This is a genomic window from Nocardiopsis sp. CNT312 (assembly GCF_000515115.1).
Taxonomy (GTDB): domain Bacteria; phylum Actinomycetota; class Actinomycetes; order Streptosporangiales; family Streptosporangiaceae; genus Nocardiopsis.
The window spans coordinates 70,494-95,184 of sequence record NZ_AZXF01000020.1; the positions used below are offsets into that span (position 1 = coordinate 70,494).

General features: G+C 67.8%; 14 protein-coding genes and 1 pseudogene. 11 read left to right on the forward strand and 4 right to left on the reverse strand.

Features of this window, described 5'->3' with window-relative positions:
• Positions 1-839 precede the first annotated feature (839 nt).
• The 4 genes from B042_RS22715 (at position 840) to B042_RS0110315 (ending at position 6,428) form a co-directional block, all read left to right on the forward strand.
• Entirely contained in the window at positions 840-1,055 is a 216-nt protein-coding gene (locus B042_RS22715; protein WP_036554580.1) for a hypothetical protein, read from the forward strand.
• A gap of 194 nt (positions 1,056-1,249) precedes the next feature.
• Positions 1,250-2,128 carry a methionyl-tRNA formyltransferase gene (locus B042_RS22720; protein WP_081748710.1) on the forward strand — a complete coding sequence of 293 codons (879 nt, stop codon included), beginning with the start codon at positions 1,250-1,252 and terminating at the stop codon, positions 2,126-2,128.
• Between the two features lie 236 nt (positions 2,129-2,364).
• Positions 2,365-4,491: an ATP-dependent endonuclease gene (locus B042_RS0110310; protein ID WP_255342332.1), complete on the forward strand. Its 2,127-nt coding sequence runs from the start codon at positions 2,365-2,367 to the stop codon at positions 4,489-4,491.
• A complete protein-coding gene (locus B042_RS0110315) occupies positions 4,488-6,428 on the forward strand; it encodes a UvrD-helicase domain-containing protein (RefSeq protein ID WP_028648223.1) in 1,941 nt (646 codons plus the stop codon). The genes B042_RS0110310 and B042_RS0110315 overlap by 4 nt, the downstream gene beginning before the upstream one ends.
• A gap of 157 nt (positions 6,429-6,585) precedes the next feature.
• Here the strand turns inward: B042_RS0110315 and B042_RS0110320 are convergent, their stop codons facing one another.
• Positions 6,586-8,892 (reverse strand): AAA family ATPase, encoded by a 2,307-nt coding sequence (locus B042_RS0110320; protein WP_028648224.1) that lies wholly within the window; start codon positions 8,890-8,892, stop codon positions 6,586-6,588.
• 655 nt (positions 8,893-9,547) lie between these two features.
• Here B042_RS0110320 and B042_RS27050 point away from each other — a divergent pair.
• A pseudogene (locus B042_RS27050) lies at positions 9,548-10,522 on the forward strand (AAA family ATPase); the annotation flags it as partial.
• Positions 10,523-10,879 carry a hypothetical protein gene (locus tag B042_RS27055; protein ID WP_369797691.1) on the forward strand — a complete coding sequence of 119 codons (357 nt, stop codon included), beginning with the start codon at positions 10,523-10,525 and terminating at the stop codon, positions 10,877-10,879.
• Here the strand turns inward: B042_RS27055 and B042_RS0110335 are convergent.
• The 3 genes from B042_RS0110335 to B042_RS0110345 form a co-directional block, all read right to left on the reverse strand.
• Positions 10,863-11,162, reverse strand: a complete 300-nt coding sequence (locus B042_RS0110335) for an NIPSNAP family protein (RefSeq protein WP_028648227.1) — start codon at positions 11,160-11,162, stop codon at positions 10,863-10,865. The two genes, B042_RS27055 and B042_RS0110335, sit on opposite strands and share 17 nt — an antisense overlap.
• Positions 11,163-11,279: 117 nt before the next feature.
• Positions 11,280-11,462 (reverse strand): DUF397 domain-containing protein, encoded by a 183-nt coding sequence (locus tag B042_RS0110340; RefSeq protein WP_028648228.1) that lies wholly within the window; start codon positions 11,460-11,462, stop codon positions 11,280-11,282.
• Complete coding sequence (locus B042_RS0110345; protein WP_028648229.1) at positions 11,462-12,322, reverse strand: helix-turn-helix transcriptional regulator; 861 nt, start codon at positions 12,320-12,322, stop codon at positions 11,462-11,464. Before B042_RS0110345 ends, B042_RS0110340 begins: the two co-directional genes overlap by 1 nt.
• 222 nt (positions 12,323-12,544) lie before the next feature.
• On the opposite strand from B042_RS0110345, the gene B042_RS0110350 reads away from it, so the two are divergent.
• From B042_RS0110350 to pglZ, 5 genes are all read left to right on the forward strand, one after another.
• Positions 12,545-13,150, forward strand: a complete 606-nt coding sequence (locus B042_RS0110350; RefSeq protein WP_028648230.1) for an ATP-binding protein — start codon at positions 12,545-12,547, stop codon at positions 13,148-13,150.
• A gap of 116 nt (positions 13,151-13,266) precedes the next feature.
• Positions 13,267-13,614 (forward strand): hypothetical protein, encoded by a 348-nt coding sequence (locus tag B042_RS0110355; protein ID WP_028648231.1) that lies wholly within the window; start codon positions 13,267-13,269, stop codon positions 13,612-13,614.
• 172 nt (positions 13,615-13,786) lie between these two features.
• Entirely contained in the window at positions 13,787-17,500 is a 3,714-nt protein-coding gene (pglX, locus tag B042_RS0110360; RefSeq protein WP_231493909.1) for a BREX-2 system adenine-specific DNA-methyltransferase PglX, read from the forward strand.
• A gap of 427 nt (positions 17,501-17,927) precedes the next feature.
• On the forward strand, positions 17,928-21,752 hold the full coding sequence (locus B042_RS0110365; RefSeq protein WP_028648233.1) for a hypothetical protein: 3,825 nt from the start codon (positions 17,928-17,930) through the stop codon (positions 21,750-21,752).
• On the forward strand, positions 21,749-24,691 hold the full coding sequence (pglZ, locus tag B042_RS0110370; RefSeq protein ID WP_028648234.1) for a BREX-2 system phosphatase PglZ: 2,943 nt from the start codon (positions 21,749-21,751) through the stop codon (positions 24,689-24,691). Before B042_RS0110365 ends, pglZ begins: the two co-directional genes overlap by 4 nt.

Genomic DNA, 24,691 nt, shown 5'->3' on the forward strand with positions numbered 1-24,691 from the left:
TCGGCCCCCGCACTTTCGCCTGTGGATCACTGTGGGAAACGCTGCCGATCAGGGAAACCACGGGTGTGGCCGGATGTGGCCACGGTGATTTTGGAATTTGGTGCCCTATCGCTCCTGTGTTGTGGGACCAGAGGCTACATAGTGTTGGACTATTCCTCCATGGAATCTGTCTACGATGTTGTCTGCAGCGCAATTTCTTGTGGCTCGGTTCTGTTGATGGTAATGATGAAAGCTGGATGTATTCCCGTCGACCATTCCGGCTTCGATCCCGGGTTCGGATCGGGCGGCTGGCAGGCCGGTGAGGGCACGGTTTCCGCCGATACGTATCCTCCGGTCATGCTTCGGTGCCGGGGGCGGTGGTGGTACCCGACAGGGACACCCGGGCTACGGAGCTGGTCGGGCTCAACTGACCGGTGGCAGTGGAGGCGACCCCTGTGCTGGAGCATGTTTCGGCGGTGAGAGTGACTCCAGCGCAGGGGGTCGCCACCCTTGGGGCCGTGTGGAGTCGGCCCGGCCCGCCCGAACCGTTCCGCGCCCCGGCGCGCGGACGCCAGCAGGGTCAGCGCCTCGGCCAGCCTCGGCAGGTGCCGGTAGGCGATGCCGAGGTGGTCGAGGGTGACGGCTTCCCCGTACCGGTCGCCCGCCCGTCAGACGCACCCGTGAGCCGGAACACCGAAGCGGATCGTTCTCCGAAAAAGTTCCCATACGCCTCATTGTTCTCATAGGAACCGAAAGGTGGGAAATCCTTTTTTATGGCTGTCCCGGCTGTTAGCTTGTACGGCGATCGGTGTAGCAGATCGATCGGTGCAGTGACCGACGTTGGGAAGTGGAGTTCGACCATGAGAATCACGTTCGCCGGTGGCCCTACCGGCCAGGGCGGTTCGCCGCGGCTGTACCGGGACGAGGAGAGCGGCGACTTCATCGTGCAGGGCTACGTGGTCAGCGATCCGGACGACCTCCGGCAGATGAAGATCCCCGGTGGGGAAACGGTGGTCCGCGTTCCGGCGTCCCTGTTCGACCACCTGCCGAAGGACGGGGCGCGCGGAGGCTCCTGACGTCCCGAAAACTGTGCGGGTTTCTCCCACCCGTGCCGTGAAATCGGCCTACCATCTGGGGTGCGCACTATCATGCGGCGGCTGTGCACCGGGGCGCTCGCCTCGGCCTGGGACCTGGCCGTCCCGCACGCCGAGTACACGCTGACCTGACGGACCCACCGCGTTCCGTCGCCTGGCCCCAGAGAAACAGGGAGATGCCGACCCCTCTGCGTATCGCCGTGATCTTGTCCGGGCCCGCAGAGTTCTCCACCGTGCACGCGGCCTGCTCCGACGCGGGCCACCACCCCGTCGCCTACCTCTACGGCCGCTCGCTGCGCTCCGGCGGGCGCAACCTCGCCGACGCCGGGGAGACGGCCGCGTCGACCGTCGGCGCCCTGCCCCGGGGGATGGACCTGCTCCTGCCGGGGAGCGCGGACGGGCTCGCACTCCTGCTGGAGAGCTACCGGATCGACCTGCTGATCGTCTTCGGCTTCGCCTGGCGGCTTCCGCGCTCCGTGCTGGACATCCCGCGGCACGGCGCGATCAACGTCCACGTGTCGATGCTGCCGCAGTACCGGGGACCGGCACCCCTGCTCTGGGCCATCCGCAACGGCGACCCGACCGGCGGCGTCACCGTGCACAGGATGGACGAGGACTTCGACACCGGGAACATCCTCGCCCAGCGCGACGGCATCCCCCTGGCCGACGGCATCACCTGGGCGAACTACTGCGCCGACGCGATGCCCGTGGTCTACGATCTGCTGCGCGAGTCACTGGACCGGGTCGTGGCCGGCCACCCCGGTGAACCGCAGGAGGGGGCCGAGGCCACCTACGCGGGGTTCATGGAGGAGGGGTTCGCCGCCATCCGCTGGTCCGACGCCGCCCGGACCATCCACGACCAGGTCAGGACCCACCGCTTCCTGCGCTCGCCCCACCATCCGGTCGCCGAGGTCGACGGCAGGTGGCTGCACGTGCGGCGCACCAGCCTCGAACCGGCCGAGGGGATCCGGGTCGTGTGCGGCGACGGGAAGCCGCTGTGGATCACCGAGTCGGTGCCGGGACGGCCCCCGCAGGCCCCGGAAGAGGCCCCCTGACCCGGCTCGCCCTACAGCGGATACTGGTCGATGCCCGGATGCCGCTCTTTATGAGGAAGCGTCCTAACAGAGGCATTCAGGCGTTTGCGTCAGAAGCCGACGGAATTTTCGGATATCAGAACACTACTAGCAAGTAAGCACTAACGTCGTCTTCGTCGTTTCTCCCGCGCGGCCTTCCGAACTCTTGTTCGTGCTTCGACTGCTGCGGGAGTGATTCTTCCTTTTCTGGGGTGAGTGTGCGTATTTCTTCTGTTCGTGTGCAGAATTTCCGGAGGTTGCGTTCGGTCAGGGTGGACCTTGACGGGGGCGCGACGGTCTTCGTGGGGGCGAACAACAGCGGTAAGACGTCCATGACGCACGTCTTCCGCTTCTTCTTCGGCCGCAGGAAGAGCGATCTCACCTTCTACGACTTCAACTCTGGCTGCTGGGATTCCTTCCAGGGGGTGAGGGAACTCGATGACGAAGCCGTGGAGGCTCTGCCGAGGATCAGGCTCGACCTGCTGCTGGAGGTGGGCAGGGAAGAGTGGTACCGCGTTGTCGAACTGATGAGCCTGCACGACTTGGACAAGGACGTCGGACAGGTGGCACTACGCCTGGAGCTCGCGCCCCGTGACGACCTGCCCACGAGGTTCGCGGAGAGCCGAGCGAAGGCTGAACGAGCCAAGCAGGACCTTGCGCCTGGGGAGCGGGGAGTCTACGAACCCTGGCCTGAGGATCTGCGCGACTACCTGGACCGGGAGCTGGGAGCGGCCTACGCGTTCCGCTACCACGTGATCGATCCCGCCTCCTTCCAGCGTGAAGGCGCCGCGTGCGAGGAAACGGATGTCATTGGGCGTGTGTGCGACTCACCCGCCGCCGCACAGGACTTCGTTGACGGCCTCATCCACGTCGACATGGTCGACGCACAGCGCTTCCTGTCCGACGACCAGAACTCCAAGGGGCGTGATCTGTCCCGGCACGTGCGCAGGATTCTTGACCGCTCCGGGGCGGACGAGGTCGACCACGCCGCGTACCAGGCGGTCAAGTTCTCCGAAGCGCGGGTGCAGTCCTACCTCACCGATAGGTTCGCGCCCATCTTCGAACGACTGCACGGGGTCGCGGGACCGGGTGTGCGCAATCCCCGGTTGAGCGTTCGCAGCCGACACAGCGACCAGACGCTCCTCGCCGAAAGCGCATGGGTCTACTACCAGTTCACGGCCGGTGAACACGACGACACGCGGCAGCTTCCCGAGCGGCACAACGGATTGGGTTACAAGAACTTTCTCTTCATGCTGCTGGAGATCCACGAGATGCACCGCAGGTGGGTCTCGAACACTGAGCGACGGCCGTTGGTCCACCTGGTGGTCATCGAGGAGCCCGAAGCGCACATGCATCCCCAGCTCCAGCAGGCGTTCCTCAGGATCGTGCGAGAATTCGTCGCCGAGGAGGGCGAGAGCGGATTTCACACGCAGCTCATGGTGACCACGCACTCCCCCCACATCATCCACGACACGTCCTTCGACCCGATCCGGTACTTCCGCCGGGTCAACGTCGACGGCGTACCGATCTGCGAAGTCAGAGACCTGTCCCGGCTGCGGTCCGACGACACCCAGTTCCTGCGCAGGTTCCTCACGTTGACCAACTGCCATCTGTTCTTCGCTGACGCGGTCATCCTGGTGGAGGGAGGCGCTGAACGCGTCCTGCTTCCACTGATGGTCGCCAACCATCCCGGGGATCTGAGCCATGTCGCGAGCTCGCACATCCCCCTCCTGGAGGTCGGAGGCTCCCACGCACACCGCTTCCGACCGCTCGTGGAGTTCCTGGGGCTGCCCGCACTGGTGATCACCGACCTGGACAGTGTCATCGATACCGTCGGCGCGGACGGTCGCACCCGGAAGAAGGCGTGCCAGGTCGACATCGGCGGCGCAGTCACCGCCAACCCCACACTCGCCGGCTGGTTGCCCGGCGTGACAGGTATCAACGCACTCCTGGACCTGCCCGAAGGGGACAAGGAGGTGGAATGCCGGGAGGGGGCCGTCCTTTCGCGGGTGCGGATCGCCTACCAGACCCGCCAGAAGTTCCTGTGGGAGGACAGTACGCATGTCAGGGCTGGACGGACCTTCGAAGAGGCCATGATCCTGGAGAACCTCGCGTGGACTCGCGCACACGGCGAGGACATCGGATTCCGTCCGCCCGAGGAGGCAACCGTGGCAGAGCTTCTGGAGAAGGTCCACGACTTCGTGCGCAAGCCTCCGGCAGGAAAGACCAATCTCGCCCTGCACTTCTTCGACCTGTACACGGACGAGCCGTGGAAGAACCCGCAGTACATCAACGACGGACTGTCGTGGCTGAACAACGAGCTCGACAGGGAGGTAGAGCTGTGAGCACGGTCCTTGAGCACGGCGGCATTGACGCGGACGAGCGGATCCGTGCGGTCCTCCAGGACCCGGTCAAGCGGGGGTTCGTCGTGATCGCCGGGGCCGGGGCGGGGAAGACGGCCTCCCTCGTCGAGGCCCTGCGCCATATCGGCCGACGAGAAGGGGCCGCGCTGCTCGGGCAGCGGCGCCAGGTCGCCTGTATCACCTACACCAACGCGGCGGTCAAGGAGATCACGCACAGGGTCGACGCCGACCCGCTCTTCCACGTCTCCACGATCCACAGTTTCCTGTGGCGGTTGGCGCAACCGTTCCAGGGGATGATACGGACCTGGGTGCGGGAGGACATCACCCGTGTCATCGACGAGCGTGGCGCTGACAATGCGGCCAAGTACGTCGAGGAACTGAAGCAGGTGGACGACCCCTCGCTGCGCTTCACCTACCAAGCGGCGAGGAACTACGGCACCGGCACCCTGGGCCACAGCGAGATCCTGCGTATGGTGCCCGAGATGATTAAGCGCTGTGAACGAATGGCCGCGATTGTCGCCCAGGCGTTCCCTTACGTTCTGGTGGACGAGAGCCAGGACACCGACCCCCGCGTCGTCGAGGCTTTGCAGAGCATCGAGAACAGAGAGCGGGGAAGGTTCTGCGTCGGATTCTTCGGCGATCCCATGCAGCGGATCTACCTGCAGGGAAGCGGACTCGTCACGGGTGACGACACCTGGGAGGTGATCCGCAAACGACAGAACTGGCGCAGCCCGAAGCGGGTCCTGGACGTCATCAACCGCATTCGGAGCCAGTCGCCTCAGGACGGGGACCTGCAGCAGGTGCTGGGCGGGGACGAGAGGCGTCAGAGCGACTCCGGATACGCGGACCTGTTCGTGCTGCCCTCCCAACAAGAGGACGACACCCGACTGGGCCAGGTGCGCGATCACCTCGCGCTGGCGCAGGAGGATCTGTTGTGGAGCCAGGGAACGGAGGGAGAGCATCTCAGAATCCTCGTCCTGGAGCACCGTCTGGCCGCACTGCGGCTGGGCTTCGGTGACCTGGACCGTGCGTTCCGTCAGGCGAGGGGAAAGGCCGGGGGGAGACTCAGGGATGAGTACACGGAGGGGACGCACTGGAGCCTGGCACCCCTGTTGGATCGGCTCATCCCCTTGGTCGAGGCGGTTGAGGCAGGCCATGGAGTCAGCGCCCTGGGCATGCTCAGAGGGTTCTCTCCCCGGTTGCGGAACTTCACTGAAGGTGAGGCTCCGGCGGAGACGTTGGCGGAGCTGAAGGCGGGTACGGACAGGCTGGTCGAACTCCTCGCCCGCGACAGCCGGGAGCCTGTCGCCGGGGTGCTACGCCACGTTCTCCGGACTGGGATCATCCGGCTGGATCGCCGTTTGAAGCCGCACATCCACGACCACGGTGACTTCTCCCTGTTCGAAGGGACAGTGGACGAGGAGGGACCGGAACCGGAAGAGGAGACCGCGCATCTATCGCAGGAAAGCAAACGTGACAGGCAGGAGAGTCTGGCGAGGGTCATGCGCTCGTACCTGGCCTGTCCGGTCGGCCAGCTCCGCGCCTACCATGACTACCTTGGAGGGCGTTCGCCCTACGGAACCCAGCACGGAGTCAAGGGCGCCGAGTTCGCGCGGGTTCTGGTTCTACTGGAGGACGACCGCAGCAAGTGGAACAAGTACTCCTACGAGAAGCTCCTCGGGCTGAGGGAACTCAGCAAGTCCGATCGACAGAACATCGAAGGCGACAGGGAACACACCCCCGAGCGCACACGCAAGCTCTTCTACGTCGCCTGTTCCCGCGCGACCCGTTCTCTGGCCGTGGTGCTGTTCACCAAGGATCCGGACACCGCGATCCAAAGCCTCCGCGGTTCCGATGAGTGTCCTTTCCCGAGTGAGAACATCCACGGCATGGAGGACCTGCTGACACCTCAGGTGTGACGCCCGGGCTCCCGTCAACGGCGGGAGCCCGGGCCACATCCCGTGGCGTGTCCCGGACGCACGTGCGGTGGTCTACGGTCCAGCGGTCCTGGGCGGGGAGTCGGTCAGTCGGCGCGGTGTAGCTTGCGCCCTCAAGCGCTCCCCGGCGTCGCGGCGGTCAGGCCAACGTCAGCCGGTGCTTCCGGTCGGCGATGCCCAGCCGCGTGCACATGCCCTCGAAGTGTTTGGGATCGGTGTCGCGGATCAGGGTGAACACCCCCTTCAGGACGTGCGTCGCGGCGGCGTCCAGGATCGGTTTGCCGAGGGCGTCAGGGGTCCGGTGCGAGTTGCTGTGCAGGAATCGGGTCAGTTCCCCGGCGAGGTCGCGCTTTCCCGGGAGCAGCTCTTCGACGGCCTCGGTCAGGTTTCCGCCCTTTTCCGGTACCCGGAACTGGAGGAAGTGTTCCAGCATCTTGCGCGCGTCGTTGGGAACCGAGGTAGCCAGGCGTAGGTCGGCGTCCAACGACGTGCCGTCGATCGCGTCCAGCAGGTTGTGCGTCACGCTGTGGAAGAGCAGGAGGTACTCGGTCTCCAGGATGACCGAGTCCCTGCCGCGCTTGGCGTTCAGCGGAACGAGCACCGGTGCGCGATCCGCGCCCTCCCCGACCGACTTCATCATGTGCAGCGTCGTCGAGCTGTCCTTGCGCTTGAGCTCCCTGCTCCAGTGGCGCAGGAAGACGGTGTTGTGCGTGAGGACGAAGAGCTGTCGGCACAATCCTGCGTCCGGGTCCAGTTTGGCGATCAGCATCGAGTAGACGCCGAACATCAGGTGGTCGTCCAGACTGGAGACCGGGTCGTCGACGATGACGATGGTCTTCTCCAGGCTCCGGCCCCCGCCCGCCAGGCTGGTGAGGAAGTAGATCAGGGCGATCGCGGTCCGTTCGCCCTCGCTGAGGTGGCGGGCGGGGCGGTCGTGGCGCAGCACCCGGTAGCGGCCGTCGTCGTGGACGAATCGCAGGTCCGATCGCCGCAGCAGGGAGGAGATGTCCCTGTTGAGTTCGGTGAGGAAGTACTCGGGATCGTGTCCGAGCCGGGGGATCTCGCGTAGCACCTCCTGACACTCGTCCAGCGTGCGCTCCTGCTCCTGTATCCGCCGTGTCAGCTCCGATGCCTGGCGGTTGTGGTCCCGGATCGGGGTCGCGACGTCGTGCAGCATGCGTTCGAACTCGCGGTCGGCGGCCCGCGCACGTTCGTCGGCGATTGAGTCCGTGCGGGCGTTGTGGTCGCCGAGCATTCGGTCCAGCCCGGTGGTGTCGACGGCCACCGGTGCGATGTCCGAGGGCAGCGCGAGCGGGGCGAACATCGCGCCCCTCTTGTGCTCCAGGACCTCCACGATGCGGTCCAGCCCGTTCTGGAAGGACGTGACCGCGCTCTCGACCTTTTTGTACGTCTCGTCGTAGTCCTCGCGCATGTCCTCGAAGAACTGTGTGCGGTGCGGGAGAGCGGAGGAGAAGTGTTCGGCCTGGGAGCGCAGAAGCCGCGTCTGTGCGACGGCGTCGTCGAGTTCGGCCAGGAGGCGGGCGTAGCCTTCGTCGAAGTGGCGTGCCAGCCGCGCCCTGCGGTCGTCGGTGATCCGCCCCTCGCAGAACAGGCAGGTGTCGCGGTCGGCGTGCAACCTGCCGCCCTCGCGCACCCATGCCTCGTGTTCGGGACGGCCGACCAGCGCGTCGAGAGCCTCGGAGGCCACGGTGCGGGCCAGCAGATCCACGATCTGCACCTCCAGTTCGCCGAGCGCGAGGCCACGGGCGTTGACCGGGGGAATCGGTTCAGGGGCGGACCCGGCGATGAGGCTTCGGTCACGGTCGCGTGCGGCGTCGAGCTCCTCCTGAGGGGTGAGCGGAGCCTTCAGTGCCCGCTTTACGTGGTTCTTGTTGAAGCCCCGGTTGAAACGGCCGCTCACAGGCCCCAGTTCGCGGTGGGCCCTGCTCCCCAGTTCGGTGCACAGACGATCCCGCTTGCGTTCGACCGACGCGCGCTTCTTGCGCAGGTCCCTCAGTTCCGTGCTGACCCGTTCAAGCTCGGCCTGTGCGGCCTCCCTGCGCTCCTGCTGTTCGATGGTGGGTCGCCCCAGGTAGAGCAGTGCCTCAGCGTCGGCACAGCCGCCCTGTTCTTCGTGGGCGTCGAAGCGAAGGTTGCGACGCACGTACTCGGCGCTGAAGAGGCGAATACCGTCCCAGATCCAGTGCCCGGGACCATCGACCGTCTCCGTGTCGTCCGGGTCGTCGCCGATCTGGACCACGGCCTTCATGCCGTGGGACCACGTTGGATCGTCCGGAACGCCGCTGACCAGTTCGGCGAAGGTGCTCTTCCCGGTGCCGTTGGGGGCGTAGAGCAGGTTGAGCTTCTCGAAGCCGACGGCGTTGTTCCGCTGCCTCCATCCCTGGAAGCATCGGAAGTCCTTGACATGGGTGACGCGCTTGATCAATGGGGGTCCTCGAAACCTCTTAGGGGGTGGAAACAGGGAAACCCAGGATGGCAGAGCACCATCCATGATGTGTGTGATTATTCCCAGATCGCATGATCTTCGCTTGACTTCTGAGGATTCGATAAGTGACATCGGGGATGCAAATGCGATAAATGATCTTTGAGCCATAAAACTCACTAAAGCGAAGAAAGGGTATCAGGTGTTCGAAAAAGTGACTTATCTTGTCGGATAGGCCACATATCGGGCGATGGGTCGGAACCGACACGGAACCGTGGCTGAGCCCTGTGGAGCACGGCTATTCGAGCGCGACGCCGATCACGGGGAACGGCTGACTGAGCCGGGCAGCTCTCGGAGCGGTGACACCCCAGGAACACTCCCAACGGTCTGCGGCCTACTCGGAAACCCCTACGTGACAGGCGATCGGGGATGTCCGGAACAGGCCAACGCCTTTACCCCGCACAGAGCGCGGCCGTAGTCTCACCGGGGGCACAGGTGCCCCACAACCCCTGGGAACACGCGACCCCTCGGAGACCACGTGCGGCGACGCCAGCGACTCGCCCTGATCCTGCAACTGCTCCTCGTGCTGGCCACCGGCCTGCTGGGAGTGGTCACCAACTTCGCCACCAACGGCGACGAGCAACCCCTGCCTCTGCGGGTGCTCGAACAGGCTGCCGTCCCCGGGCTGCTGCTCATCCTCGTCGCGCTGCTCGTCGGCCACTTCGCCGCCTACCGCCTGGAGCACCCGGCCCCGCCCCGGTTCGCTTGGGAACCGGGGCGCTCGCCCTATCCCGGTCTGGCCGCCTTCCACGAGGACGAGGCAGCCGTCTTCTTTGGCCGCGCTTCTCAGACCAGCGAGGCCGTGCGCCGCCTCAACAGCGTCGGCACCGGATCCCACGAACGCTTCCTCACCGTCATCGGTGCCTCGGGCAGCGGCAAGTCCTCCCTCGTCTAGGCCGGGATCCTGCCCCGGCTGCGGAGCCAGCGCTGGAACGTCCGACCCGTCATGGTGCCCGGCGCGGACCCCGTCGGAGCACTCGCCAGAGCCCTGGCCACCGACCAGGCACAGGCCGACGCCTACGCCCGCCGCATCCGGCTCGACAGCGCCGAACTCCTCACCCTGCTGCGCACACTCCGCCACGAGAGCGGATCAGGGCGCCGCACCGTCCTGGTCGTCGACCAACTGGAGGAACTGGTCACCCTCAGCGGGGAGCGCGATCGCGCCCTCTTCCTCGGTGCGCTGCGCGATGCCCTGAACGGCGACCGCCACCTGCGGGTCGTGGCCACGCTGCGCGTGGAGTTCCTCGGCGACCTGCTGAGCGGCCCGGCCGCCGAACTGTTCACCAACCCCCTCGCCTTGGGCGCGCTCAGCCGCGGCGACCTGGTGGAGATCATCGAACGCCCCGCGCAGGCGGCCGGATTCGGATTCGAGGACGGCCTGGTCGAGCACATCGCCGCCGACACCGGCAGCGGCGACGCCCTGCCGCTACTCGCCTACCTCCTCCAGGAACTGCACATCCGCGCAGGAGAGAGCGGCACCGCCACCGAGGCCGACTACCGCGCGCTCGGCGGTGTGGACTGGTCACCCGACGGCACCCGGCTGGCCACAGCCTCCCACGACCACACCGTACGGGTGTGGGACGTGTGGAGTGAGGGTGAGCCGTTGACCGTGGGGGTGCACCGCGACCGTGCGCTGAGCATCACCTGGACCGGGGGCTCGCGGCTGGTCGCCTCGGGTTCGGTGGACGGTACCCTGCGCGTCTGGGACGCCGACACGCCCCTGGAGGAGTTGACCCGGGCAGGGCGGCGGCGCACCTTCCGCACCCTGACGGCCGAAGAGCGCCGCGCGCACCTGCTCGCCGTCGGCGGGGACGAGGGATCCGGATGCTCCTATAGATGTCAAGCGGCTTGGGCGAGGTGGTGTCGGGAGGGTGGGTCAGACCTGCCGGAGAAGCCACTACACATCCTCACAGTCAGTAGACGCGGGTGACCTCGCGGACGTCGGTGGAGACCAGGTAGTCCTTCGGGTCCAGGTCCATCGCCTCGCGCTTGGGGGAGTCCCAGTACCGACGGTTGCGCTCGGCGAAGGTCTCGGGCCCGTCGTAGGAGATCTCCCAGATGAAGTGGTGGCGCTCGCGGTCGATCCAGGCGCCGCCGGGGGAGAAACCGAACTCCAGGCGCAGGGGGACGATCTCCTCCTTCCAGCGTTGGACACACTCGTCGAGCAGGCCCTCACGGACGGTGTAGGTGCGTACCTGAGTGGTGGAAGCCACGGGTCTCGTCCTCGTCTTCCCGGAAGCCGTTGCGGAAGGTGCAGGTGGTGCGGTGGCCGCCGCGCCGGGCGGCCGTCGCACCACGCGATCGTGTGGGGGAGGGGTGGAGGTGGGAGGTCAGAGGGTGTGCCTGGCGCTGTCGAGGAAGGCCGACCACTCGGCGGCGGGGAAGGGCAGGTGGCCCCGGGAGGGGTTCTTGGAGTCCCGGACGGCAGCGCCGCAGGGAAGTTCGGCGACCTCGACGCAGTTCGGGGCCTGCCCGCTATAGCTGCTCTTGCGGAAAACCAGCTCGTTGCTCATCAGTCGCTCTCTAGGGATGTGAGCACATCGGTGATGAACCGTGCGCTTTGTGTGGTGCTCAACGCTGTCCCCTGGATGTCGCCGAATGTGGCGCTGTAGCGTGCGACATCCTTGGGCTGCTCGAAGAATACTGAATCGGTCACTGTGTCCACGTGGACGATCGACGGTGCCAGGTGTTCGGGGAAGTCCAGGATGCTGAACGGAGCTACCAACGCGGCATGGGAACCGGCTGTGAACGGGAGCACCTGGACATCGATGTTGGGCAGCTTTGCCATGTACAGCAGGTGCCGCAACTGTTCGGCCATGATCGCTCGGGTTCCGATTATCCGCTGAAGAGCGGCCTCGTCCATGACCACGCGCAGGTGAACGGGGTTGAACCGCGACAGGATCTCTCGGCGGTTCATGCGAGCGTCCACCCGTTTGGCTACCTCTTCGGTTCCGGTATAGCGCCCGCCTTGAAACAGGGCCTCCGCGTACGCGGGTGTCTGGAGGAGCCCGGGAATCACCAACCCCTCGAAGCAGCGGATCACTGAAGCCTCGGCCTCGAAGTCGGGCAGCGCTTCATCACCGAAGACCTCACGGTACTTCGACCACCAGCCCCGCTGCTTGGCGTCCTTGGCCAGCGCGTGCAGAGCCTCGCGCTTGGCGTGATCGTTGATCTTGTACAGGTCCAGCATCTTGTCGAGGTCGCCCGGTGTGATCCTGCGGGTCTCCGTGGTCTCGATCTTGCTGATCTTGGACGCGGTCCAGCCGAGGGCTTTTCCAGCTTGGGCAACCGTGAGGTTGGACCGTTCGCGACCCTGCTTGAGTTCGGCAGTCAGTCGGCGGAGACGGAGGGTGGGGCTGTAAGGGATGCGCATGGATGCAGTGTAGCCGCATAAGTCGATAATTTCTCAATCGGCTTGACTCTCGACAATGTCGAGTGCACTATGGGTGCGTAGTCAGTGATCGGGGTCTCACTGAGAGTCTCCGGAGCAGGCTACGCCGTGCCCCTTCCCGCTGCCTGGGAATCTCGAAGGTCAACCCCTGCGGGCACGCTCGACCACCACGTTCCCCCAGCACACGCGAAGGAGTTCGTCCGCATGTCCGCAACCACACCGCTGGCCGCGCTGCCCGAGGTGACCGTCCCCCTCGGCGCGCTGGTGCCGCCGCGCTGCCGCCACTACTTCACCGGCCGCACCGACCGCGCCCACTACCGCACCCGCCGCTACGACTTCATCGGCTCCCCCCCCCCCCCCCGCACCCGCCGCTACGACTTCATCGGCTCGCCCCGCCACCTGCCGCTGGTCCGGGCCTTCCTCGACACCTGCGCTGCCGAGCGGGACGCCGACTACCGCTACCTGTTCACCCTGCTCGGCTCCGAACTGGCCGCCAACGCCCTCACACACTCGCGGTCGGGTGAGCGGCTGGGCACCTACACCCTCTCCTGCACTCGCAGCCGCGACGGACTGCACCTGACCTGCCGCGACCAGGGCGACAAACACCACCGTAGCCTCTCCCTCGGCCGGCGCTCCTACCTGGCCCCCGACCCCGGCGGGCTGGACCCGCACGCCGAGTCCGGGCGCGGCCTGGCCCTCCTCGACGCCCTGGCCAGCGCGTGGGGCGACAACGGCCAGAGCGACTACCGCCAGGTCTGGTTCTTCCTCGCCTACGACCTGACCGACAACCCCTGGAACACCGCCGCGTAGAAGACGCAGCGCATCACGCCCACGACGTGAAACGGGCCCAGGAGAGCGCGCCAACGCCTCCCGGGCCCCCGATCCAGAAAATCCGCACACTCTCACATGTTCAGAAAGCAGGATCGATGACGCATCCTATCCCCGCACCTCGGCCCGCCAGCGACCGGTTGTACCGGACCCCGCCGCCGCTGCCCCGCCGCCCCCCTCTCGTCGGCCCGTTCTGCCCGGCCTGCACGCACCCCTCCTGCCGGCGGCGCCGCGCCCAGCGCCTGCCCCTGCGGGGCGGGCACCGCGACGAGTACCGACGCGAACACGCCTGGGCCGCCGACCTTCAGGCCCGCAACCGCCACCTGGTCATCTGGTACGGGGAGCGCACCGGTTCGTACTGGGTGGCCTCCTCCACCGGCCTGGCCGAGGTCCCCGACGCCGCGACCCTGGAATGGGTCCTGGCCCCGGACCTGGTCTCTCGCTGATCAACGGGGGAGTGGTGGTGACGATCTGTTCCGGGGGCCGTCACCACCACGGTCACCGTTGAGAGACGGATACGTACACCCGGGGTGGGATGGAGATTCCGGGTGCGAGCGGGGGCTTCAGGTATGAGAATGGGGGCGTACCCCGTCCCCTCTCAGAGTGCTTGGAGCCCCTGTGGTCGATCAGGAGAAGCTGCTCAAGGATCTTCAAAAGCAGGTCCGGTTGTTGGAAGACGACCTGCGCGAACGCGGTCAGGATCCGACCGCGATCAAGGGCACTGGACCCAACGGCGATCCGGAGAGCTTCGACGGCTACCTCAAGCGGGAGTACCAGAAGGCGCGGGACGCCGAGCGGACCGCCGTTGCTGAAGGGGAGTGGCGGGAGGAGCAGATCACCCAGGCCGCGGTGGCGTGGGTGCTGTCCACGGTGTTTCTCCGCTTCTGCGAGGACAACGGCCTCCTCGAACAGCCCTTCGTTGCCGGCCCGAAGGACGAGCGCGACCGCTACGGCGTGGCCCAAGAACTGAAGGAAGCCTGGGTTCTCCAGGGGCGACGTGAGGACCCCGATGCTCCTGAGCGGACCGACACGGAATGGTTGAAGCACGCCTTTGAGCAGATGAGCGTCTCTTCGGTCATGGCGGGGCTCTTCGACAAGAAGCACAACCCGATGTGGACGATCATGCCGTCCCACCAGGCAGCCAAGCAACTCATCGAGTTCTGGCGTGCGGTGGGGGAGGACGGCCACCTCATCCACGACTTCACCGATCCCGACTGGAACACGCGGTTCCTCGGTGACCTCTACCAGAACCTGTCTGAAGCGACCCGGAAGAAGTACGCCCTCCTCCAGACCCCGGATTTCGTTGAGGAGTTCATCCTCGACTACACCCTGGACCCCGCGATCGAGGAGTTCGGCCTTGACGGGAACCGTATCTACCAGGAAGACAACAAGGGATTCCGGCTGATCGACCCGACCTGTGGGTCAGGGCACTTCCTGCTGGGTGCTTTCCATCGTCTACTCGGTAAGTGGCGCGAGGCCGAGCCTGGAGCTTCTGACTGGGAGTTGATCAACCGCAGCCTGCGTAGCGTGCATGGTGTCGACAAGAACCCGTACGCTGTGGCGATTGCCCGATTTCGTCTCCTCATCGCCGCGATGAAGGAAGGTGGCATCACCACCCTAAGTGCGAGTAACCCCGAGTGGCCGATCGTTGTGGCAACGGGTGACTCCCTGATCCATGGTCGTGACGTTCCTGGTGCCAAGGATCACATCCCTGGAATGGGTGAAACTCACCGATACTCGACCGAGGACTTCTGCAAATTCGCGGAAGATCATGACCTGCTAGGGGCCCGAAGCTACCATGCAGTGATTGGAAACCCTCCATACATTACCGTGAAGGATAAGAAGGAAAAGGAGAAATACAAGGAGATCTATCCTTCATGTTCAGGGTCCTACGCTCTTTCTGTTCCGTTCGCGGAGAGATTCTTCAATCTTGCTAGGCGTGCGGGGGCAAGGGAAATGGGTCCTGGGTTCGTTGGCCAGATCACTGCCAACTCTTTTATGAAGCGTGAGTTTGGCAAGAAACTCATCGAGAGTTTCTTCAGGAATGAGGTGAAACTCAGTCACGTTATTGACGCTTCTGGTGCATACATCCCAGGGCATGGAACGCCGACGGTTATCCTTGTGGGCCGGAACGCACCTAACAGTCACAAGGCGAAGGTGCGTGTGCTTCTGGGGGTGCGCGGTGAGCCAAGTCAACCTTCAGTCGCCTCCGAGGGCCTTGTTTGGAATGCGCTTGTTGAGCAGGTCGAACATCCGGGTAGCGAGTCTGAGTGGATCAGTTCGGTTGACCTTCCTTGGGGCTCATTGAAGGACCATCCTTGGAGCCTTTCTGGTGGTGGAGCTAGTGAGTTGTTCTCGACTCTTCTTGGGAGTCGAAAATTTGGCGATGTAACCTCTCTTGTTGGTAGGAGTGCGCATACTGGAAGTGATGATTCATATTTTGCTCCGCAGGGAACATGGAAGAGATTCTCTGTTGAAAATAAGGGGGTTAAGCCTCTTGTTGAAGGTGATGTGGTTCGTGATTGGGCAATTGGTTATCGAACCGAAGCAATCTTCCCCTATGGTTCAGATTTGACGGCGTCACTTGAAGATCTTTCGATTTCTCGTATCCTATGGAGTTTCAGGCAAGGTCTGAGGTCCCGTCAGGAGCTTGGTGGTAGCCATGAAGAAGTTGGATTGACCTGGTATGAATGGAGTAGATGGCATTCTGAGAGGTTCCGTGTTGATCTTGGTATCGGGATGCCCTTTGTGGCGACGCACAACCACTTCGTGCTGGACCGTGGGGGGAAGGTCTTCAACCGTTCGGCGCCGGTGATTAAGCTTCCAGAGGGGGCTACGGAGGAGCAGCACCTGGAGTTGCTGGGGGTGCTGAACTCTTCGGCGGCGTGCTTCTGGCTCAAGCAGGTGAGTCACAACAAGGGATCCCAGGGGGTCAATGAAGGTTTTAAGTCCCAGGAGTGGGAGAGGTTCTACGAGTTCACCGGGACCAAGCTCAAGGACTTCCCGCTTCCTCGGAAGCTTCCTCTGGCCCGTTCGAAGGAGCTCGACGCCCTCGCTCAAAAGCTCTCCTCACTTGAACCTTCCGCCGTCGTGGAGTCGACGACCCCGACCGCCGAACGCCTCAAGGAAGCACACACCGACCACGTCGCCACTCGTCGGCGGATGATCGCTCTCCAGGAGGAACTCGATTGGGACGTCTACCACCGCTACGGGCTCATCTCCGACGACCAACTCGCTGAACTGACACTCTCCGACACTTCCGACGTCCCCGAGATCAACCTGGGGGAGCGGGCCTTCGAGATCGTGCTCGCGCGCAAGATGGCGGCGGGTGAAGCCTCTACCGAGTGGTTCAACCGCCACCGCTCCACACCCGTCACGGAGATCCCCTCGCACTGGCCGGACGCCTACAAGAAGGTCGTCGCCAAGCGGATCGAACTCATCGAGTCCGACAAGAACATCAACCTCCTCGAACGGCCCGAGCACAAGCGCCGCTGGCAGTCCGAACCCTGGGAGAAGAAGCAGAAGGCCGCGCTCAAGTCCTGGCTCCTCGACAAATGCGAGGACCGCCGCCTGTGGTTCACCACCGACGACTACGGCGACGAGCGCACCCGCCCGATCTCCCTCCGTACCCTGGCCAACCGGGTCCGCGACCTGTTCCCCGAGACCGCCGAGGTCGCGGCGCTCTACGACTCCGGCAAGGACTTCTCCGACGTCGTCGCCGAGATCGTCGGGACCGAGCACGTGCCCTACCTCGCCGCCCTGCGCTACAAGGAGACGGGTATGCGCAAGCGCGAGATCTGGGAGCAGGTCTGGGACCTCCAGCGTGAGGAGGACCGGCTCAACGCCGACCTGGCGGAGGGGGAGAAGGAGCACCGCCTCGACATCCCCGTCCCGCCCAAGTACAAGTCGACCGACTTTCGCAAGCCCGGGTACTGGTCCAACCGGGGCAAGCTCGACGTGCCCAAGGAGCGCTTCGTCTCCTACCCGGGCGCGGAGACCGACGGCGACCCCACGCTCCTGCTCGGCTGGGCGGGCTGGGACCACGCCCAGCAGGCCGACGCCCTGGGCACCCTCGCCCACGAACGCCTCAACGACCTCGGGTGGGGCACCGGGGAGGACACCCGCGACAGGATGGTGCCGCTCCTGGCCGGGATGCGCGAACTCCAGCCGTGGGTGGAGCAGTGGCACACCGAGGCCGACGACTACGGGGACACCCCCGCCGACCACCTCAGGGCGGACCTCACCGAACTGCGCGACACCACCGGCATCACCGAGTCGGACATGGCGGCCTGGCGGCCCCCGGCGTCCACCCGGGGTCCGAAGAGGAAGTAGCGGCCGGGCGTCCACCCGGGGTCCGAAGAGGAAGTAGCGGCCGGGCGGCAGCGGCGGGGACCGGACCTTCGGCGGCCGGTCCCCGCCCTCTCCCCGGTCTGATCGGCACCCCTCCGCGGCCGTCCGTGGCCGGAACCGGCCACCTCCACACACGGACACCCCATGGGTCGCCCATGGGTAGGGCTCATACGTCCCATACCGGGACACAATGCCCCCGCGGATGCCCACATGCGTCACCCGTGCGGGGTGTGATCGTCTCGGGTCAGGTTTAGGCTGGGAAGCCGTACGCGCTCTCGCTCGGCGCGTCGTACCGGCCACAGCGGACCACCCGTCGACGGCCCCGAGGCACGCACCGCGACCCCCGCGTTCCCGAGGCCCGCAGGGAGGCCCTCGCACACCACAGCAGGCAGGAAGGCACACGGCGGCGATGACGACTCCTCCCCCCGGTCCGGGCGGCAACGGTCGGGCGATCAGCGACCTGATCGACATCCCCGAATCGGTCCAGGACGGCGACCTGGTCGTCAAACTCACCGAGAGCACCTCCACGCGCCAGGCCCAGGCCATCGACCAGTACGTCGTCACCGACCAGTTGGCCGACTGCTTCGACCAGGCGCTGGAGACCATCCGAACCTCGGTCACCGACGGCAAGTCCCAGGCCGCCTACCTGCACGGATCCTTCGGCGCCGGTAAGAGCCACTTCCTCGCCGTGCTCTCCGCGATCCTGGACCACCACCCCGCCGCCCGCGCCAAGAACGGCCTGGCCGACCTGCTCGCCAAGCACGACGCGTGGCTGTCCGGCAAGAGGTTCATCGAGGTCAAGGCCCACCTCATCGACCCCGAGGTCTCCCTGGAGGCCAACATCCTCGGCGGATACCTGCGCCAGGTCCGCCAGGAGTACCCCGACAAGCCGCTCCCGGCCGTCTTCCGCGCCGACGGCATCCTGGAGGACGCCCGCGGCCAGCGCGCCCACCAGGGCGACGAGGCGTTCATCGCCCAACTGCCCGCCCGCGGCGACGGCTCCGACAGCGGCGGGACCAGCGTGTGGGGCTCCTTCGCCGGACCCTCCGCCTGGACACCCGAGACCCTCGACCGGGCCTTCGCCGTCCCCTCCGACACCCGGGACCCCGCCGAGCGCGCCCTGCGCGAGGAACTCGTCAGCGCCCTGATCGGCGGCCCGTTCAAGCGCTTCGCCGACACCGTGGGGGACTCCGCCAGTGCCTACCTGGGCATCGACGAGGGACTGTCCGCCATCAGCCGCCACGCCAAGGAGCACCTGGGCTGCGACGCCGTCGTGCTGCTCCTGGACGAGCTGATCCTGCGCTTCACCGCCTTCATCGGCGACGAGGCGCGCATCAGCGGCGAGGTGCAGAAGATCGCCAAGCTCGTCGAGTCCTCCCACAGCCACCGGCCCGCGCCCGTCATCAGCTTCGTGCCGCGCCAGCGCGACCTGCGCGACCTGGTCGGCCTCGGCGGCGGAACCGAGGGCATCTCCCAGACCATCAGCTACTGGGACGGCCGGTTCGGGCACGTCAAGCTCGCCGACGCCAACCTCACCGAGGTGGTCCGCCACCGCCTCATCCGCCCCCGCGACGCCGACGCCGCCACCGAGATCGACACCGCCTTCGAGCGGCTGCGCAACACCGGACCCGAGGCCGTCGACACCCTCCTCGACAGCCAGGGCGGCGCCGACACCAGCACCTGGGAGGACTTCCGCAAGCTCTACCCGTTCAGCCCCGCCCTGCTGCACGTCATGGTGGACCTGTCCTACGCCCTGCAACGGCAGCGCAGCGCCCTCAAACTCCTCCTGCAACTGCTCGTCAACCACCGCACCACCCTGCCCGTCGGGCAGATGGTGCCGCTCGGCGCGGTCTTCGACGTGCTCATCGAGGGGGAGAGCCGCCCCTTCAAGGACCACCTCAGCGGCGAGTACGCCAAGATCAGCACCTTCTACCGCGACAAGGTCCGCCCCTGGCTGCTGGAACGGCACAAGACCACCGATGCCGAGGCCGCCGGGCTCGGGGTGCGCTCCCCGTTCCGCAGCGACGACCTGCTCGTCAAGACCCTCCTGCTCAGCGCCCTCACCCCCAACGTGCCCGCGCTGAAGGACCTCACCGTGGGCCGGGCGATGGCGCTCAACCAGGGCATCGTCAAGGCCCGCCACCGGGGCGGCGACGTCGCCAGGGCCACCAAGTTCTTCCAGGACCTGCAGGCCGAGTGCGGCGAGGTGCGCGTCGGCGCCCAGACCACCAACCCCACCGTCTCCCTCAACCTGCTGCGCGTGGACACCGAGTCCCTCATGCGCCACGCCTACCCGGCCGCCAACGACCAGGCCCTGCGCCGCCTCTTCCAGCGCCTGCTGTGGGGCCAGTTCGGCCTGGAGGCGGGTGCCGAGCGCACGAGCATCGTGTGGCGCGGCACCCAGCGCACCGTGGAACTGGCCTTCGGCAACGTGCGCTCCACTGACGACCTGCCCCGGGAGGAGTTCCGCCCGGTCGCCGCCAACGCCGTCCGCGTGGTGATCGACTACCCCTTCGACGACGGCGACCACAACCCCGCCGACGACCGCCACCGCGTCCAGACCCTGCGCGAGGAGTTCGGCGAGGCGGTCCCCGCACTGGTGTGGCTGCCCACCTTCCTGTCCCCGGAGCGGCTCAAGGCCGCCCGCCGGATCCTCATGATGGAGTACCTCCTGGAGCCGGACGTCATCGAGGAGAAGGCCCCCGACTGGAGCAGCGACGACCGCCGCGAGGCCCGCGCCCAGCTCGACAACCAGCGCAACCAGCTCACCGCGCAGATCGGCGGCCTGCTGCGCGGCGCCTACGGCCTGGCCGAGGTCGACCGGGACAGCACCGACTACGGCGCGCCCGCCGACCCGCACATCGAACCGCTGCCCCAGGGGCTGGCCGTCCCCCTGGAGGCGGGCAGCCCGTTCCCCGCCGCACTGGAGCGGGTCGCGGTCAGGCTCCTGGACCACCTCTACCCCGAGCACCCCGACCTGGCCAGTCACACCAGGAAGAGCGCGGTGCAGCGCAAGGACCTCAGTGCCGTGCTCCAGGCCGTGGAGGAGGCCAAGAGCGACCGGCTCAGCCGCTACGAGCCGCCCAAGACCGACCTGCCCGTGCTGCGGCGCGTCGCCGTGCCGCTGCGCGTCGCCGACGTCACCGAGGTCTTCGTCCTGCGCCAGGACTGGCACAACGACATCGACCGCTTCATCAGGGTCAACCGGCCCACCGGCACCGACCTCCGGGTCGGCGACCTCAAGCGGTGGATCCGCGCCCGCCCCGACGGCCAGGGCCTGCCCGAGGACGTCGTCGACCTGCTCGTGCTGGTCTACGCCGTCCAGAGCGACCGGGCCTGGATCCGGGCGGGCAAGCGCTACACCGGCGCCGAGATCGGCCGCCTCTCCGACGACATCGTGCTGCGCCGCCAGGAGCTGCCCTCCGAGGAGGTCTTCCGTGCCGCCGACCAGCGCGCCCAGCGCGTCTTCGGGCTTCCCGCCCAGCCGCCGCTGAGCGCCCGGTCCGTGCAGCGCCTGGCCGAACAGCTCAAGGACCAGGCCCACCGCCTGCGCTCGGGCGGCGAGCACCTGCTGCGCGAACTCACCGCCCGCGCCGACCTGCTCGGCCTGGACGAGGAGGCGCCGCGCCTGCGCACCGCCCGCGCCGCCGACGCCCTCCTGGGTCGCCTCGCCTCCCTGACCGACGACACCGCGGTGGTCGGGGCGCTCGGCGAAGCCGACCTGCCCGAACTCGATGCGGTGTACAAGGCCGCCATCGCCGGGGCCGCCAACACCGCCCAGGCCGTCTCCGCCGCCCGGTGGGACGTGCTGGAGGGCCTCCCCGCCATCGCCCGGGGGGAGGGGCCGCACGCCGCCGAGGCCGGGGCCATCCTGGACCGGCTCCAGGAGGCCGGACGGCACAACGAGAGCGCCATCGGCCTGGCCACCGCCCTCAGCAGGGTCAACAGCGAGGCCAGCGCGCTCACCAACCGCATCGTCCGCGAGAACGCGGTCGTTCCACCCACCCCGCCCACCCCGCCCGCACGGACCGGGGGCCAGGAGGGTGGGACCGGCCACCCCGAGAGCACCCGCGACGGCGACGGAGGCCGGACGGTCCCCACGGGCGACGGTGTACGGACCTGGGCGGTCCTCGCCCCCGGCGACGACCCCGCCGCCGCCGTCGCCGAACTGCGCGCCAGGCTCGGCATCCCCGCCGACCGGAGCATCAGGATCACCGTCCAGGAGGCCCAGTGAGCAGCCGCGCCGGCGCCCCCCGCCGCGCCGCGCTCGGGCGGGTCAACGCCGAGGCCGTCCGCGGCGCCCTGGAACGCGCCCTGGACGCCGAGGCCAGCCGGGTGGATCGGGGCCACCCGCGCTCGGCGGCCACCGCCCTCGCCCTGTCCGCGGACCCGCACTGGGATGGCCCCGACCCCCTCACCCTGCACGTCGACACCGGAGGCGACACCCAGGAGCGCACCGTGCGGGTGGTGGGCGCCGACAGCGTCCTGGCCGCCGTGCACGCCCTGGCCCGCCGCGCCGAGGGCGTCGACCACCTGGTCGTCCTCACCCCCCTGGACTCGGCCGACTTCGGCGAGGCGCTGCTGGGCCGCTTCCTGGGCGAGGAGGTCATGCGCCTGGACGACTGGGAACTGCTGCGCGGCGAACTCAAGGCCACCGGCATCGACCCCCGCCTGCACCGCGGCCAGTGGAGCTGGCTCGCCGACACCCTGCGCGGCATCCGGGCCACTCACCCCCTGCGGATCGACACCGGCGTCCTGCGGCTCGAACAGGCGCTGTCCATCGCCGTGTCCGTGCGCTTCGGCAGGCGGCCCGGCGAACGCGTCGACAGCGCCGCCCTCCTGGAGTGGACCCGCGACCCCGCCTCCGTGGCCGCCTTCACCCGCCTGCCCGAGGTGGAGCGCGACGAGCTGCGCGCCGCCCTGGAACGCGACCTGGGCGCCGTCCCCCGGGTGCTGTTCACCCTCCTGGACCGCGGCCACGCCCTGGACGCCGTCCCCGTCGGCCTGGCCCTGGCCGAACTCGCCGAGGCCGCCGACCGCGACGCCCCCGAGGCCGCCCGCGCCGCGCGGTACGCCCTCATCCGCGCCCAGGAGCGCTACTTCGGCGCACAGCAGCCCGGACCCGGCGACCTGGCCGACTTCGGCAACGCCTGCACCGCCGCCCTCGTGCGCCTCCTCGACGGCGGCGAGGACGACCACGCCGAACAGACCATTCGCCGCACCGAGGAACTCCTCTCCCAGCTCGACGCCGCGCCCGTCGCCCAGGCCAGCCGCCTCCTGGACGCCGGACTGCACGCCCGCCTGGCCGACCTGGGCCGCCAGATCGGCCTCGCCCTGGGGCCGGGCCCCGACAGTCCGCCCCAGCCCCAGGACCTGCCCGAGGTGGAGGCTGCACTGGTCCGGCTGCGCGAGCACCGCCGCCACGGTGCCCGCGACAAGCAGGCCCAGGCACTGGCCGCCACCGACGCCGTACGGCTGCTGCGCCGCCTCGCTCTGGGCACGGCCCAGCGGCCGCTGGGCGAGGACACCCCCGCCACCGCCCACGGCTGGATCCAGGCCCACATCCACCAGACGGGGTGGGTGGACCGCGCGGCCTCCGCCCTCTGGCACCACCGCAGCGACGTGCCCGCCTTCACCCAGGCCCTGTCCGACCTCTACCACCGGGTCCGCGACTGGCGGGCCCGAGTCGACGCCGGCTTCGCCGCCGCCGTCAACCGGTGGAACAGCGGGCACGCCCCCACCGACCCGCAACTGCGCGTCGAGAACCTCCTGGGCCGCGTCGCCCGCCCCCTGGTTGCCCACCAGCCGCCGCTCGTCGTCGTCCTGGACGGCATGAGCGCCGAGGTGGCCGTCCAGCTCGCCGAGGACATCAGTGCCGGAGGGCGCCTGGTGGAGATCGTCCGCCGCCGCGACGGTGCCCACGCACCCGAACGCGAGGGTGCTCTGGCCACCGTCCCCTCCGTCACCACCTGCTCCCGCGCCTCACTGCTCACCGGAAGACTCCAGGAGGGCAAGCAGGACAGGGAGCGCTCCGGCTTCGCCGAGCTGTGGAACACCCCCTCCTTCGGCCGCCGCAGGGCCGTCCTGTACCACCAGCGCGCCCTGGAGACCGGGGCCGGACTCCACCTGCCCGACACCGTCCAGCGCGACATCGACGACACCGACGCCGACACCGACACCGGAACCAAGCCCGGCACCGTGGTCGCCGTCGTGCTCAACACCATCGACGACGCGCTCGCGCGCGGCAGGGAGGGCGACGAGTCCACCTGGACCGTCCGGCAGGTCGGCAGGCTCGGCTCCCTGCTCGACGCCGCCGCCCGCGCCGGACGGCCCGTCGTGCTCACCTCCGACCACGGGCACGTGTGGGACCGGGGCGAGGCCGCCAAGACCCGCGCGGGGGAGTCCGCCCGCCACCGCACCGGCACACCCGAGGACGGCGAGGTCCTCGCCACCGGCGACCGGGTCCTGGCCGGAGACGGCCGCCTCGTCGTGCCCTACCGCGAGGACATCCGCTACACCGACCGCAAGGAGGGCTACCACGGCGGCTTCTCCGCCGCCGAGATGGTCATCCCCGTCCTGGTGTTCGTGCCCGCGCTCAACACCGGGCGGCGCGGCGGCGACGGTGCGGACACGGTGCCCCAGGGCTGGCAGCGCCTGGACCCCGCACAGACCGAACCCGTCTGGTGGTCCCAGCCGCTGGAGGGCGCCGCCCCCGCCGGCCAGGAAGCCGCGGCGGCCCCGGCGGGCGCACCGGCCGCGGCCACCGCCGCCCCCAGTCCCCGCCCCGGCCGCAAACGGCCCGAACCGGAGCACACGCCCGCCCTGTTCGGCGAGGAGGCCGTCGCCCCCCGCACCCTCGGCGTCAGGGTGACCGCCACCTCCGCCTTCGCGGCCAGCCGGAGCCGCACCCCCAGGGCCCCCGAACCGGAGCGGTTCGCCGCGCTCATCGACGCCCTGGCCGCCGCGGGCGGCACCCACCCGCGCCTGCCCGTCGGCGCGGCCTCGCGCGCGGCGGGCGGCCCCGAGAGCCACCCGCGCGCCGTCCGGTTCCTCAAGATGGCCGGCAAGGTCCTCAACGTGGAGGCCTACCCCGTCCTGACCCTCACCGACGGCGACCGCAGCGTCGAACTCAACACCGCACTGCTCCAGCAGCAGTTTCCCGAAGGGAGCTGA